Here is a 12752-nt window from a genome sequence, read left to right as displayed (position 1 = left end):
CGCGCCCCCGGGGCCTTCGGCCCCCGAGGGCGCGTGAGGGCTAGCGGGCTGCCTTGCGGCGGGAGCCGGGGCGGCGCTCGCTGGGACGGTAGACCGGCTCGCCGGCCGCCACGGCGGCGTCGCGGCGGTTCGCCCCGAAGTCTGCCAGGGCGGAGGCCAGCGCGGCGGCCGACGGGGCCGGGGCCATCACGTCGACCCGCAGGCCGTGCTCCTCGGCGGTCTTCGCGGTGGCCGGCCCGATGCAGGCGATCACCGTGACGTTGTGCGGCTTGCCGGCGATACCGACCAGGTTCCGCACGGTCGAGGAGGAGGTGAAGAGCACCGCGTCGAAGCCGCCGCCCTTGATCGCCTCACGGGTCTCGGCCGGCGGCGGGGAGGCCCGGACGGTCCGGTAGGCCGTCACGTCGTCGACCTCCCAGCCGAGTTCGACCAGGCCGGCCACCAGGGTCTCGGTGGCGATGTCGGCGCGCGGCAGCAGCACCCGGTCGATCGGGTCGAAGACCGGGTCGTACGGCGGCCAGTCCTCCAGCAGGCCGGCGGCGGACTGCTCGCCGCTCGGTACCAGGTCAGGCTTGACGCCGAAGTCCACCAGCGCCTGGGCGGTGGTCTCGCCGACCGCCGCGACCTTGATGCCGGCGAAGGCCCGGGCGTCGAGGCCGTACTCCTCGAACTTCTCCCGGACGGCGCGCACCGCGTTCACCGAGGTGAAGGCGATCCACTCGTAACGGCCCGTCACCAGGCCCTTGATGGCGCGCTCCATCTGCTGCGGGGTGCGCGGCGGCTCGACCGCGATGGTCGGCACCTCCTGCGGGACCGCGCCGTAGGAGCGGAGCTGGTCGGAGAGGCCGTGGGCCTGCTCCTTGGTGCGCGGGACGAGCACGTTCCAGCCGAACAGCGGCTTGGTCTCGAACCACGAGTGCGAGGAGCGGTGCGCCACCTGCTCGCCGACCACGGCTATCACCGAGGTGGCCGGGTCCACCGGGGCCGAGACCGGGGAGGGCAGCACCCGGGCCGCCTTCAGGTCGGCCGCGATGGTGGCCAGGGTGGCGGTGAAGGTGCGCTGGCGGGTGGTGGTGCCGGACAGGGTGGCCGACAGCGGGGCCTCGGGCTTGCGGCCGTTGGCGACCAACGCCTGTGCAGTGGCCGGGAGTTGGCCGAGCGTGGTGCGGACCACCAGGGTGGTCTCGGGCACCCCGAGGTCGATGTTCCCACCGGCCAGCAGGCCGGCCGCGTCGACGAAGCGCACGTCGGCGCCCTGGCTGCCGCGCAGCGGGACGCCCGCGTAGGCGGGGACGCCGACCGACTGGGCGACGCCCGGGATCACCTCGAACGGGATCTCGGCGTTGGCGCAGCCGAGCATCTCCTCGGCGGCGCAGCCGTCCAGGCCCGGGTCACCGTCCACGGTGCGGACCACGTGCTTGCCGTTGCGGACCGCCTCGGCGACCACGGCGGCCACGTCCGGACAGTCCTCGCCGACGGTGCTGTGCACCACCACGCCGACCGGGCAGTGGGTGCGCACGGCGGCGGCGGTGAGCGGATCGGCGATCAGCACGTCGGCGGAGGAGAGCACGTCCACCGCGCGCAGGGTCAGCAGGCCCGGGTCTCCCGGCCCCGCTCCCAGGAAGGTGCAACGGCCCGCCGGGGCGGCCGGGTTGTGGGCGAGGTTGGCGGCGGCGCTCATCGGGCTCGCTCCCCCATCAGGTTGGCCGCTCCCGCTTCGAGCAGCCGCTCGGCGAGCGCGTGGCCGAGGGCCACCGCCTGCCGCTCGGCGGTCTCGTCCTGGGCCAGCGGACCGTTGGCGGTCATCTTCAGCAGGGTGGCGCCGTCGACGGTGCCGACCACGCCCTCCAGCCGCAGTTCGGTGCCCTGCCAGGTGGCCAGGGCGGCCACCGGGGCGGAGCAGCCGGCCTCCAGGCGGGCCAGCAGGGCCCGCTCGGCGGCGACGGCGGCTCGGGTCGGGGTGTGGTCCAGCTCCCGCAGCACGGCGGCGAGTTCGGGGCTGACGCACTCGATGGCCAGGGCGCCCTGGCCGGGGGCCGGGAGCATCAGCTCCGGGGCCAGGTGTTCGGTGATCACGGCCGGGCGGCCGAGCCGGTTGAGCCCGGCGGTGGCCAGCACCACCGCGTCCAGCTCGCCGGTGGTGACGTAGCCGATCCGGGTGTCCACGTTCCCCCGGATCGCCACCGTCTGTATGGCGGTGCCGAGTTCGCGGGCCCAGGCGTTCAGCTGGGCCATCCGGCGCGGGGAGCCGGTGCCGATCCGGGCGGTGTGCCCGGCGCCGGCCAGCTTCTCCACCAGCTCGGTCAGGCTCAGGCCATCGCGGGCCACCAGGGCGTCCCGGCTGTCCTCGCGCTCGGGGACGGCGGCCAGCAGCAGGCCCTCGGGGGCGGCGGTGGGCAGGTCCTTGAGCGAGTGCACGGCCAGGTCGATCCGGCCCTCCAGCAGCGCGTCGCGCAGCGCGGAGACGAAGACCCCGGTGCCGCCGATCTGGGCCAGCGCCTCCCGGGAGGTGTCCCCGTAGGTGGTGATCTCGACCAGCTCGACCGGTCGGCCGGTGACCCGCTCGACCTCGCGGGCGACCATGCCCGACTGGGCCATGGCGAGGGCGCTGCGGCGGGTGCCGAGGCGCAGCGGCTGTCCGCCGCCGGTCAGTTGACCGTTCATGAGGTGATCGTCCCGGTGCTGCTCGTGGGCTGTCTGGTGGTTCATCGGGGGCTGCCCCCCGCGTGTCCGGCGTCGGCCGGGGTCGGCGGTCCGGCCTGGGCCGGCGGCCTGGGGCGGGCGCCGGCCGGAGTGCCGGCCACCGCCTGGATGGCCGCCGGATCGAGGTCGAAGAGCTCGCGGAGCGCGTCCGCGTACCCGGCGCCGCCGGGCTCGGCGGCCAGCTGCTTCACCCGCACGGTGGGGGCGTGCAGCAGCTTGTCGACCACCCGCTTGACGGTCTGCGAGACCTCGGCGCGGGTGCGCTCGTCCAGGTCGGGCATCCGGGAGTTGAGGCGGCCGAGCTCGCTCAGCACCACCTCGGAGGCCATCTGACGGAGCGCCACCACGGTGGGGGCGATCCGGGCCGCACGCTGGGCGGCGGCGAAGGAGTCGACCTCGTCGGAGACGATGCCGACCACCGCGTCCACGTCCCCGGCGCCGGGGGTGGCGGCGTGCGCCCGGGAGAGGCTCTCCAGGTCGACCAGCAGCGCGCCGGGCAGACCGTGCACGCCGTGGTCCACGTCGCGCGGCATGGCCAGGTCGAGGAAGGCCAGCGGGGCGTCCGCGGTGCGCAGGGCGGTGGCGGCGGCCACGTCCTCGGCGGTGATCACCACGCCGGCCGCGCCGGTGCAGGAGATCACCAGGTCGACGTCGGCCAGCGCCTCGCGGACCTTGGCGAAGTCCACGGTGCGGGCCCCGAGGTTGGCAGCCAGCCGCTCGGCCCGCTCGGGGGTGCGGTTGGCGATCAGCAGGTCGGAGACCCCGGCCCGGACCAGGGTGGCGGCGGCCAGCGAGCTCATCGAGCCCGCGCCGACCACCAGGGCGCGCTTGCCGGCGATCTCGCCGGCCCCGGCCGCCACCTGCTCCAGGCCGAAGGTGACCAGGGACTGCCCGGCCTTGTCGATGCCGGTCTCGCTGTGCGCCCGCTTGCCGACCCGCAGGGCCTGCTGGAACAGCTCGTTCAGCCCGCGCCCGGCGGTGTGCTCCTCCTGGGCCCGGGCCAGCGCGTCGCGCAGCTGGCCAAGGATCTGGCCCTCGCCGACCACCATCGAGTCCAGTCCGCAGGCGACTGAGAAGATGTGGTGCACCGCGCGGTCCTCGTAGTGCACGTAGAGGTGCGAGGTGAGCTCTTCGAGGTCGACGCCGCTGTGGTGGGCGAGCAGCAGGGAGAGCTCGGCCACGCCCGCGTGGAACTTGTCCACGTCGGCGTAGAGCTCGATCCGGTTGCAGGTGTTCACCAGCGCGGCCTCGGCCACGGCGGGCGCGGCGGCGGCGTCGTGCAGCAGCCGGGCCGGCACCTCGCCGGTGAGCGCGGCGCGCTCCAGCATGGTGACGGGCGCGCTGCGGTGGCTCAGCCCGACGACGAGAAGACTCATGCCCGCCCCTCGGTGACGCGGATCCGGTGGAGGCTCATGCGGGCATCACCGCAGAGAGGTCGCCCTCGCCGGCCTTGGCGGCGGGCTTGCCCTTGGCCGGCTCGGCCTTGGGGGTGCCGCCGGCCGCCCGGCGCAGCTTGGCCGCGGCGGCCCGGACCGGGCCGGGGGCGCGGTCGAGCACCGAGTCGCCCTGGCCGGGCTCCTCGCCCGCCTTGCGCTGCTCGTGGAAGGCGAGGATCTGGAGCTCTATGGAGAGGTCCACCTTCCGCACGTCCACGCCGTCCGGGACGGTGAGCACGGTCGGGGCGAAGTTCAGGATGCTGGTGACGCCGGCCTCCACCAGCCGGTCGCAGACCTGCTGGGCGGCGCCGGGCGGGGTGGTGATCACGCCGATCGAGACGTGCTGGCTCTCCACGATGGACTCCAGTTCGTCCATGTGACGGACCGGCAGGCCGGCCGCGGTGGAGCCGACCACGGTCGGGTCGGCGTCCAGCAGGGCGGCGACCCGGAAGCCGCGGGAGGCGAAGCCGCCGTAGTTGGCGAGCGCGTGGCCGAGGTTCCCGATGCCGACGATGACCACGGGCCAGTCCTGGGTCAGGCCGAGCTCGCGGGAGATCTGGTACACGAGGTACTCGACGTCGTAGCCGACGCCCCGGGTGCCGTAGGAGCCGAGGTAGGAGAAGTCCTTGCGGAGCTTCGCGGAGTTGACCCCGGCTGCGGTGGCCAGCTCCTCGGATGAGACGGTGGGGACCGAGCGCTCGGAGAGCGCGGTCAGGGCCCGCAGGTAGAGGGGGAGACGGGCGACGGTCGCCTCCGGGATGCCCCGGGCACGCGAGGGTCGGCGCGCGGCGCCCGGTTCGGGCGTCTGCGAGGTGCTCTGAGTGGATCGGCCGATTGCCACGGTGCTCCTGTGGGTGAAGCTGGGCTTTGGCAGCCAGGCTATGCGTTTGTGAACGTGTGCACAAAGATGGTGTCCGATTTGTCCGCCCACAGTGACGCGCATCACGCAACCGCGGCGGCTCGGGAGGCTGCCCGTGGACTCCGCCGGACGGCACCGTACCCGACCTGGCGCCGGATGGGGGCCGACCGCCAGCACCGCGCCCCGGGCGGCCGTCACCACCGCGCGCCCCGGGCGGCCGGCAGCACGGGCGGCCCGACCGGCGGCCCGACCGGCGCCGGGCCGGTCCGCACCGTCGGGACCGGCGCGCCGAGTGGCCGGGGTCCGGGCAGCGCCTCGCGGCGGACCAGCGGCAGCGGGCCACAGCCGCGCCGGGACGGCGCGCTCCCCAGCCGGGGCCAGGGCAGGCCGGCGGCCTCGCGCAGCGGCGCCTGCCACTCGGCCCGGGCGGCCGGCCCGGCGAGGTGGCGGAACAGGTCGGCGGTGGCCCGGGCGTCGCCGAGCGCGGTGTGCGCGGCGTACTCGCCGAGACCGGCCGTCCGGACGCAGGCGGTCAGCCCGTAGCCGCCGGCCCCGGGCAGCCGGGCCCGGGCCAGCCGGAGGGTGCAGAGCGCGGGCACGGCGGGCAGCGGCACCCCGATCCGGGCGAACTCCCGCTCCAGGAAGGCCCGGTCGCAGCTGACGTGGTGTCCGACCAGCACCCGGCCGCCGAGCAGCTCCAGCAGCAGCGGCGCCAGTTCGCGGAAGCGCGGGGCGCCCACCACGTCGTCCTGGTGGATGTGGTGCACGTGGGTCGGCCCGACCGGACCGGCCGGGTCTATCAGGGTGGCGAACTCGCCCTCCGGCCGGAGTCGGCCGTCCAGCAGCACCACGCCGACCTCGACCATCCGGTGCCGCCACGGACTGCGCCCGGTGGCCTCGACGTCGACCACGGCGAACCCGCCGCGCCGGGGCGGCGGTTGTCGACCGGGAAGCATGAACGGCTCCTCGTCATCCAGCCCCCGGCGGACAGAAACGTAGTGGATCGTAAGCCGACCAATTCGCTTTTCCTAAGCCCGTTCCCGGAGTGCGAGACAACGATTCGGAGAAGCACCCCCGCCGATCGGAGGGGGTACCGACCCGCGCCGCCGGCCCGGTCAGCCGCCCAGGGCGGCCCGCAGGCGGCGTTCGTCGACCCGCCAGAAGTCGTGCTGCTTCCCGTCGATCAGGGTCACCGGGATCTGCTCCCAGTACGTGCGGTACAGCTCCTCGTCCTGGGTGATGTCGCGCTCCTCGAAGGTGCTGCCCAGCTCACCCGTGACCCGGACGATCACCTCCCGGGCGTCGTCGCAGAGGTGGCAGCCGGGCTTCCCGATCAGGGTCACGGTCCGCTCGGCCGGCTTCTTGGAGGTGTCGCGTCGCAGCAGTGGGCTCACCCGCCCCATTCTGCCCGCCGCCGGGCCCCCGGCGCCGACGGCTGGTGGGGCTCCGTTCACCCTCCCTGAACGCGGAGGTCACGGGGAGAGTCCCGGCGGCTGGCTATGCTCGGTGCCATGGTCGCCCTGAGAAGGCTCACGCGAGTACGACAGGCGCCGGACGAGCAGTCGGTGCTGGCCGGCGAGGCCGCCGCCGACGCGGCGCGCACCGAGGCCCCCGAAGGGGACCACCAGCCCACCCCGGGCGACCCGAGGGCCGCCGCCTTCTTCGACTGCGACAACACCATCCTGCGCGGCGCGGCCATCTTCTACCTCGGCATCGGGCTCTACCGGCGGAAGTTCTTCACCCGGCGGGACATGGCCCGGTTCGCCTGGCAGCAGGCGTGGTTCCGGGTGCACGGCGCCGAGGACCCGGCGCACATGGCCGACGCCAAGGACCGCGCGCTCGGCCTGGTGGCCGGCAAGCGGACCAGCGAGCTGGAGGCGATCTGCGAGGAGATCTTCGAGGACGTCATCGCCCGGAAGATCTGGCCCGGCACCCAGGCCCTGGTGCAGCTGCACCTGGACGCCGGCCAGCGGGTCTGGCTGGTCACCGCCGCCCCGCAGGAGGTGGCCCGGATCATCGCCCGCCGGCTCGGCATGACCGGCGCGCTCGGCACGGTCGCCGAGGCGGTGGACGGCGTCTACACCGGCCGGCTGGTCGGCGGCCTGCTGCACGGCGAGGCCAAGGCCGCCGCCGTCCGCGCCCTGGCCCGCAGCGAGCGGCTCGACCTGGACCGCTGCGCCGCCTTCAGCGACTCGGCCAACGACATCCCGATGCTCGGCCTGGTCGGCCACCCGTACGTGGTGAACCCGGACGCCGAACTGCGCCGCCACGCCCGGGCGAACGGCTGGCGGGTGCGGGACTTCCGGACCGGTCGCAAGGCGGCCCGGGTGGGCCTGCCGGCCGCCGCCGGAGTGGGCGTGCTGGCCGGGGCGGCGGCGGCCACGGTGGCCATCCGGCGGCGTCAGCACACCGCCTGACCACCCGTCAGGGTGACGCGCCCGGGACTCACACGTCCGAGCGAACTCCGGCCCCCGCCGGGAGCGTTCCGATTCCGCTCGGCGGTGACCGGAAGCGATCGTTCGGCGACTCGGGAAAGTCTGGGGTTGCCGGGCCCCGAACCCGGGAAACCAGCCGGTCCGCTCCGGAATCTGTCACCGGGCGCGCACGCCCGGTCACTTTGAGCCAGCCGCCCCGCGACAGCTCCGGTCGATTCCAGCCGCATATGCACGCCAAACGGATCTCAAACGACCACTTCGGCCACAGGGTGTAGCTGTCATTGCACAAAGCGTTATTCTCTCCTGGATGCACGCCACCCACACGTCACCCGTGACGGGGGATCAGGGCGCGTGCTCTCCGCGCAGGCGGAGGTGACCCGTCCACAGTTCTGCCTCTGGGAGTCCCGTGTACCCACCCGTCCGGAACGACGCGCCTGCCTCCTCCCGCACGTCGCCCCTCACCCTGCGCGCCGCCCACCTGGCACGACTGCGTTCCGCGATCCGCGAGTTCGAGCTGTACCTGCCGCAACCCGCCCTGGCGGGCGCCCCGTTGGCGGCCGGGCCGGGCCTCGCGCTGCGCTCCACCACCACCGGCACCTCCGCCACCCGCAGCCGGGGGATGACCGGCAGCGGCAGCCGCAGCCGGACCAGAACCGCGCCGGCCCCCGGCCTGGAGTCCGAGCACAACCCGATCATGGAGTTGGTGGAGCGGGCCCAGAACGGCGAGAGCGAGGCGTTCGGCCGGCTGTACGACCACTACGCCGACACCGTCTACCGGTACATCTACTACCGGGTCGGCGGGCGGGCCACCGCCGAGGACCTGACCAGCGAGACCTTCCTGCGCGCGCTGCGCCGGATCGGCACCTTCACCTGGCAGGGCCGGGACTTCGGCGCCTGGCTGGTGACCATCGCGCGGAACCTGGTGGCGGACCACTTCAAGTCCAGCCGGTTCCGGCTGGAGGTCACCACCGGCGAGATGCTGGACTCCAACGAGTGCGAGCGCAGCCCCGAGGAGTCGGTGCTGGAGTCGCTCTCCAACGCGGCCCTGCTGGACGCCGTGCGGCGGCTCAACCCGCAGCAGCAGGAGTGCGTCACGCTCCGCTTCCTGCAAGGGCTCTCGGTGGCCGAGACGGCCCGCATCATGGGCAAGAACGAGGGCGCCATCAAGACCCTGCAGTACCGCGCGGTGCGCACGCTGGCGCGGCTGCTGCCGCCCGACGCACGGTGACGGAGAGCGCCGGAGATCCTGACGGATCGTCAGATCATCGGCGCCGCCCACCCGGTCGGGTGACGGTGCGGTCACATGCTCTGCTTAACGCCGACGAGGGGTCGTGCGTAACCGACCCCCGGCACCGCTCGTTGGCCAGCGTGCAAGCCCCCGCCGGGCCGTCGGTCAAGCAGGATCGGCCGCACTCACCCGATGGAGTGGTTTTGGCCCGCCGTGGCAACCGTCCGGCAGGCCGGGGAGTCGACAACGACGAAGGGAGGTGTGGCCCGTGACGGCAAACATGCTGGAGCACCGGCGGGCGAGGGCCTTCGCCGAGGCGCTGGAGGCCCACCACGCGGAGCCCCACCAGGGGGACTTGAGATCGGACGGCGGCAGGCCCACCGGCTCCACCGCGATGGCGGAGCTGCTGGACATGGCCGGGGCGCTCGGCGCCCTGCCGGGCCCCGAGCTGGGCGGTGAGGCCAGATCACTCCAACGCGCCCAGCTGATGGCCGCGTTCGAGCGCGAGTGGGTGGCCCCGCCGACGGCCCGGGTGCCGCAGCAGCGGCGCCACCGGGCGATCCGGGCCGGGGCCCGGCGGCGCTGGGGCCGGCGGCTGGCGATCGGCGGCCTGGTCGGCGCCGTCGCGGTCGGCAGCTTCGCGGGCGCCGCCGCCGCCAGCTCCAACGCCCTTCCGGGCGACACGCTCTACGGGATGAAGCGCGGTCTGGAGGATCTCCGGCTCAGCTGGGCCGGCTCCGACTCCGAGGTCGGCGCCCTGCTGCTGGACCAGGCGTCCACCCGGCTGGAGGAGGCCCGCGGCCTGCTCGACCGGTCCGACGACGGCGCCGCGCTCAGCCCGCACACCGTGGAGCAGGTCCGCCGCGCACTGGACGACATGCACGCCGAGGCCCTGCGCGGCCGGGAGCTGCTCCGCTCGGTCTACCGGAGCAACGGCTCGCTCGACCCGATGCGCCGGCTGGCCGACTTCGCCTCCGTCGAGGACGGCCGGTGGGCCGCCGTCCAGGGTCAGCTGCCCGCCCAACTGACCACCCAGGCCAGCAGGGTGAACCACCTCTTCGACGAGGTCGCCGAGGACGTGGCCCCGCTCCGACTGGTCCCGGCGGCCGGTACGGCGAAGGGCGAGGTGAAGGGCCAGCAGCAGTCTCCCGGCACCGGCACGGCCGGCAGTGGCGCCGCCACCGGCACGACGGGCGGCCAGTCGGCAGCTCCGGACGGCCAGCAGTCCAAGACCGGCGGCAGCGGCACGGGCGTCCTGCCCAAGGTCCCGAACCTGACCGGCACCGGCGGCAGCACCGCCCCGGGCACCGGCACCGGCCAGGGCACCACCGCTCCGGACGGCCAGCAGGCCAAGCCCTCGCCCAACCTGCTGGACAAGCTGCTGCCCGCCCCGCTCACCGGGGGTGGCACCGGCCTCACCGGGGGCAGCAGCGCCGGCACCCCGTCGGCGGCCCCGGCGGACCGCCAGCAGCCCTCGGCCGCCGCCTCACCCGCAGGCGGCGGGGCACCGGCCGACCAGCAGCCCCAGCAGGAGCTGCGGATCCCGGCCCTGATCCCCGGTCTGCTCCCGGAGATCTCGCTCGGCTGATCCACCGTCAGCACGGAGGGGCGTGGGGCCCGTGGCCCCACGCCCCTCCCGCGTCCGGCAGGACGGGCGTCCTAGAAGAACACCGACCGGCGCTGCACCAGCAGCTTGTACAGGGTGTGCTGGATGGTCTCCCGCACCTGGTCGGTCAGGTCGAAGACCAGCATCGGGTCCTCCGCCGCCTCCGGCGGATGCCCGTCGGTGGCGATCGGCTCGCCGAACTGGATGGTCCACTTGGTCGGCAGCGGCACCGCGCCCAGCGGCCCGAGCCAGGGGAAGGTCGGGGTGATCGGCAGGTACGGCAGGCCGAGCGCGCGGGCCAGCGTCCGGGCGTTGCCGATCATCGGGTAGGTCTCCTCGGCCCCGACGATCGAGCAGGGCACGATCGGCACCCCGGCCCGCAGTGCGGAGGCCACGAAGCCGCCCCGGCCGAAGCGCTGCAGCTTGTACCGCTCGCTGAACGGCTTGCCGATCCCCTTGAAGCCCTCCGGCCAGACCCCGACCACCTCGCCGCGCTCCAGCAGCGCCTGGGCGTCCTCCGCGCAGGCCAGGGTGTGCCCGGCCTTGCGGGCCAGCTCGCCGACCACCGGCAGCACGAAGACCAGGTCGGCGGCCAGCATCCGCAGGTGCCGGCGCTGCGGGTGGTGGTCGTGGATGACGATCTGGGTCATCAGCGCGTCCAGCGGGACGGTGCCCGAGTGGTTGGCGACGATCAGCGCCCCGCCCTCGGCCGGGATGTTCTCGATCCCCCGGACCTCGATCCGGAAGTACTTCTCGGCCAGCGGGCGGAGCATCGAGAGCAGCACCTCCTCGGTGAGCTCCCGGTCGAAGCCGAACTCGTCCACCTCGTAGTCCCCGGTGACCCGGCGGCGCAGGAAGCCCAGCCCGTCGGCGGCCCGCTGCTCCCAGCCCTTGCCGAACGCCCGGGTGGCGGCCGTGCCGAGCGGCCCGGCCAGCGCGCCGCCGACCGCGTCGGCGATCCGGTCGGCCAGCGCGGGGGCCGGCGGCTCCGGCTGCCAGCTGGGCGCGGACTCGATCGGGATCACCTTGGCGCCGTCCGGCACGGGCTCGTTCGCACTGGTCATCGCGCCTCAGCTCCTGGTCGGGTTCTGACGGGTCAGCAGGTCCGCCAGGCGGTCGGTGGCCGCGGCCAGCCGGCCGGGCGGCAGCAGCCCGGCGGTCTGCGCGGCGGCGAAGTCGGCGAAGGCCTCCGGGGTGGAGCGGCCGGGCTCCCAGCCGAAGGTCTCGCGGAGCTGACCGGTGCTCACCACCCGGCCGTGGCTGAGCAGCCGGACCTGCTCCGGCGAGATGTCGGCCAGCCCGGTCCGGCGGGCGACCCCGGCGGCCAGGCCGAGCGCGGGCCCGAGCAGCGGCACGGTCGGCCGGCCGAGCCGGCGGGCGCACTGGGAGAGCAGCATGACGCCCTCGCCGGCCACGTTGTAGGTGCCCGGCCGGGCCTGCTCGGTGGCGGCCCGGTGCAGGATGTCCACCGCGTCGTCCTCGTGGACGAACTGCAGCCGGGGGTCCCGGCCGAGCACGGTGGGCAGCACCGGCAGCGCGAAGTAGTCGCTCAGCGGGGTGTCCCCGGCCGGGCCGACGATGTTGGCGAACCGCAGCACGGTGACCGCCACGTCGGCGCGGCGCCGGGCGAAGCCCCGGACGTAGCCCTCGACCTCGGTGGCGTCCTTGCCGAAGCCGTCCCGGGGCAGCGCCCTGGGCAGCGTCCGCTCGCCGAACACCGCCGGATCGCGCGGGGCCGAGCCGTAGACGGCGGTGGTGGACTTGACGACCAGTCGGTGCAGCCCCGGGGCCTTCTGGCAGGCGCCGAGCAGCTGCATCGTCCCGATGACGTTGTTCTCCTTGGCCGCCGCGCGGCTGCCGGTGCCCGCGCTGACGTCCAGGTGCACCACGGTGTCCACCGCGTACTCGGCCAGCACCCGGGCCACCGCCGGCCGGCGCAGCTCCGCCCGGACGTACTCCACCCCGTCGGCGGCCATCCCGCCCCAGGGCTCTCCGCTGTCCAGCCCGACCACCCGGTCGATCCCGGGCCGGGCGGCCAGCCGGGCCGCGAACCTCGCCCCGAGGTGCCGGGCCACGCCGGTGACCAGCACGGTCTTCCCCACGTCTGCCGCCCCTCTCGAACGCCCGTCGCCGCCCCTCTCTGCCGCACCGTACCGGAAAACGACGAACGCCCGCCCCGGCCGGAGCCGGGACGGGCGTTCTTCACACCCAGGCGCGCCAGGGCGCGACCGTGGGGTGTTACTTCTTGTTGCGACGCTGCACGCGAGTGCGCTTCAGAAGCTTGCGGTGCTTCTTCTTGGCCATACGCTTGCGACGCTTCTTGATGACAGAGCCCACGGAACTACCCTCGCTCACTGAGACTCCCGTCCGTGAGAGACGGAGTCCATACGACTGACGGAGGGCCTAGCCTACCGTCCGCGCCGGATAAGCCGTAATCCGGTCCCACCGGGGTGGGAAACGGGCGGTGATCCGGGGGTGCCCAGGC

The 12752-nt window shown here is 74.5% G+C and carries 12 protein-coding genes; 3 read left to right on the top strand and 9 right to left on the bottom strand.

The window, feature by feature from the left end; all coding sequences use genetic code 11:
- Nucleotides 1–40 precede the first annotated feature (40 nt).
- The 6 genes from ACIRBX_RS09525 to ACIRBX_RS09500 form a co-directional block, all read right to left on the bottom strand.
- On the bottom strand, nucleotides 41–1681 hold the full coding sequence (locus ACIRBX_RS09525) for a uroporphyrinogen-III synthase (protein WP_402294968.1): 1641 nt from the start codon (nucleotides 1679–1681) through the stop codon (nucleotides 41–43).
- A complete protein-coding gene (gene hemC / locus ACIRBX_RS09520) occupies nucleotides 1678–2664 on the bottom strand; it encodes a hydroxymethylbilane synthase (RefSeq protein WP_402294966.1) in 987 nt (328 codons plus the stop codon). Before hemC ends, ACIRBX_RS09525 begins: the two co-directional genes overlap by 4 nt.
- Nucleotides 2665–2705: 41 nt before the next feature.
- Complete coding sequence (locus ACIRBX_RS09515; protein WP_402294965.1) at nucleotides 2706–4079, bottom strand: glutamyl-tRNA reductase; 1374 nt, start codon at nucleotides 4077–4079, stop codon at nucleotides 2706–2708.
- Nucleotides 4080–4113: 34 nt separating this feature from the next.
- The gene (locus tag ACIRBX_RS09510; RefSeq protein WP_402294964.1) at nucleotides 4114–4980 is read right to left on the bottom strand and encodes a redox-sensing transcriptional repressor Rex; all 867 of its coding nucleotides are present in this window, start codon (nucleotides 4978–4980) and stop codon (nucleotides 4114–4116) included.
- A 212-nt stretch (nucleotides 4981–5192) separates the two neighbouring features.
- On the bottom strand, nucleotides 5193–5954 hold the full coding sequence (locus tag ACIRBX_RS09505; RefSeq protein WP_402294962.1) for an exonuclease domain-containing protein: 762 nt from the start codon (nucleotides 5952–5954) through the stop codon (nucleotides 5193–5195).
- 159 nt (nucleotides 5955–6113) lie between these two features.
- Nucleotides 6114–6401 (bottom strand): glutaredoxin family protein, encoded by a 288-nt coding sequence (locus tag ACIRBX_RS09500; RefSeq protein ID WP_402294960.1) that lies wholly within the window; start codon nucleotides 6399–6401, stop codon nucleotides 6114–6116.
- A gap of 108 nt (nucleotides 6402–6509) precedes the next feature.
- Here ACIRBX_RS09500 and ACIRBX_RS09495 point away from each other — a divergent pair, with 108 nt between their 5' ends.
- The 3 genes from ACIRBX_RS09495 (at nucleotide 6510) to ACIRBX_RS09485 (ending at nucleotide 10249) form a co-directional block, all read left to right on the top strand.
- Nucleotides 6510–7415, top strand: coding sequence for an HAD family hydrolase (locus tag ACIRBX_RS09495; protein WP_402294959.1), 906 nt, complete (start codon nucleotides 6510–6512; stop codon nucleotides 7413–7415).
- Between the two features lie 424 nt (nucleotides 7416–7839).
- Nucleotides 7840–8661 carry an ECF subfamily RNA polymerase sigma factor, BldN family gene (locus ACIRBX_RS09490; protein WP_402294957.1) on the top strand — a complete coding sequence of 274 codons (822 nt, stop codon included), beginning with the start codon at nucleotides 7840–7842 and terminating at the stop codon, nucleotides 8659–8661.
- A gap of 268 nt (nucleotides 8662–8929) precedes the next feature.
- A complete protein-coding gene (locus ACIRBX_RS09485) occupies nucleotides 8930–10249 on the top strand; it encodes a DUF5667 domain-containing protein (protein WP_402294955.1) in 1320 nt (439 codons plus the stop codon).
- 71 nt (nucleotides 10250–10320) lie between these two features.
- On the opposite strand, the gene ACIRBX_RS09480 is transcribed toward ACIRBX_RS09485, so the two are convergent.
- The 3 genes from ACIRBX_RS09480 to ACIRBX_RS09470 form a co-directional block, all read right to left on the bottom strand.
- Entirely contained in the window at nucleotides 10321–11331 is a 1011-nt protein-coding gene (locus tag ACIRBX_RS09480) for a lysophospholipid acyltransferase family protein (RefSeq protein WP_402294954.1), read from the bottom strand.
- A 6-nt stretch (nucleotides 11332–11337) separates the two neighbouring features.
- Nucleotides 11338–12369, bottom strand: coding sequence for an NAD-dependent epimerase/dehydratase family protein (locus tag ACIRBX_RS09475; RefSeq protein WP_402294952.1), 1032 nt, complete (start codon nucleotides 12367–12369; stop codon nucleotides 11338–11340).
- Nucleotides 12370–12505: 136 nt separating this feature from the next.
- Nucleotides 12506–12604 carry a 30S ribosomal protein bS22 gene (locus tag ACIRBX_RS09470; protein WP_003948845.1) on the bottom strand — a complete coding sequence of 33 codons (99 nt, stop codon included), beginning with the start codon at nucleotides 12602–12604 and terminating at the stop codon, nucleotides 12506–12508.
- Nucleotides 12605–12752 lie beyond the last annotated feature (148 nt).

It is taken from the genome of Kitasatospora sp. NPDC096147 (assembly GCF_044763225.1).
In the GTDB taxonomy this organism is placed as follows: Bacteria; Actinomycetota; Actinomycetes; order Streptomycetales; family Streptomycetaceae; genus Kitasatospora.
The sequence above is the reverse complement of the archived record's forward strand: the minus strand, read 5'-3'. Positions and strand labels throughout refer to the sequence as shown.

Coding starts and splice junctions, on each gene's coding strand:
- ACIRBX_RS09495 (WP_402294959.1), top strand. CDS start 6,510: ATGGTCGCCCTGAGAAGGCTCACGCGAGTACGACAGGCGCCGGACGAG.
- ACIRBX_RS09525 (WP_402294968.1), bottom strand. CDS start 1,681: ATGAGCGCCGCCGCCAACCTCGCCCACAACCCGGCCGCCCCGGCGGGC.
- ACIRBX_RS09505 (WP_402294962.1), bottom strand. CDS start 5,954: ATGCTTCCCGGTCGACAACCGCCGCCCCGGCGCGGCGGGTTCGCCGTG.
- ACIRBX_RS09515 (WP_402294965.1), bottom strand. CDS start 4,079: ATGAGTCTTCTCGTCGTCGGGCTGAGCCACCGCAGCGCGCCCGTCACC.
- hemC (WP_402294966.1), bottom strand. CDS start 2,664: ATGAACGGTCAACTGACCGGCGGCGGACAGCCGCTGCGCCTCGGCACC.
- ACIRBX_RS09500 (WP_402294960.1), bottom strand. CDS start 6,401: ATGGGGCGGGTGAGCCCACTGCTGCGACGCGACACCTCCAAGAAGCCG.
- ACIRBX_RS09480 (WP_402294954.1), bottom strand. CDS start 11,331: ATGACCAGTGCGAACGAGCCCGTGCCGGACGGCGCCAAGGTGATCCCG.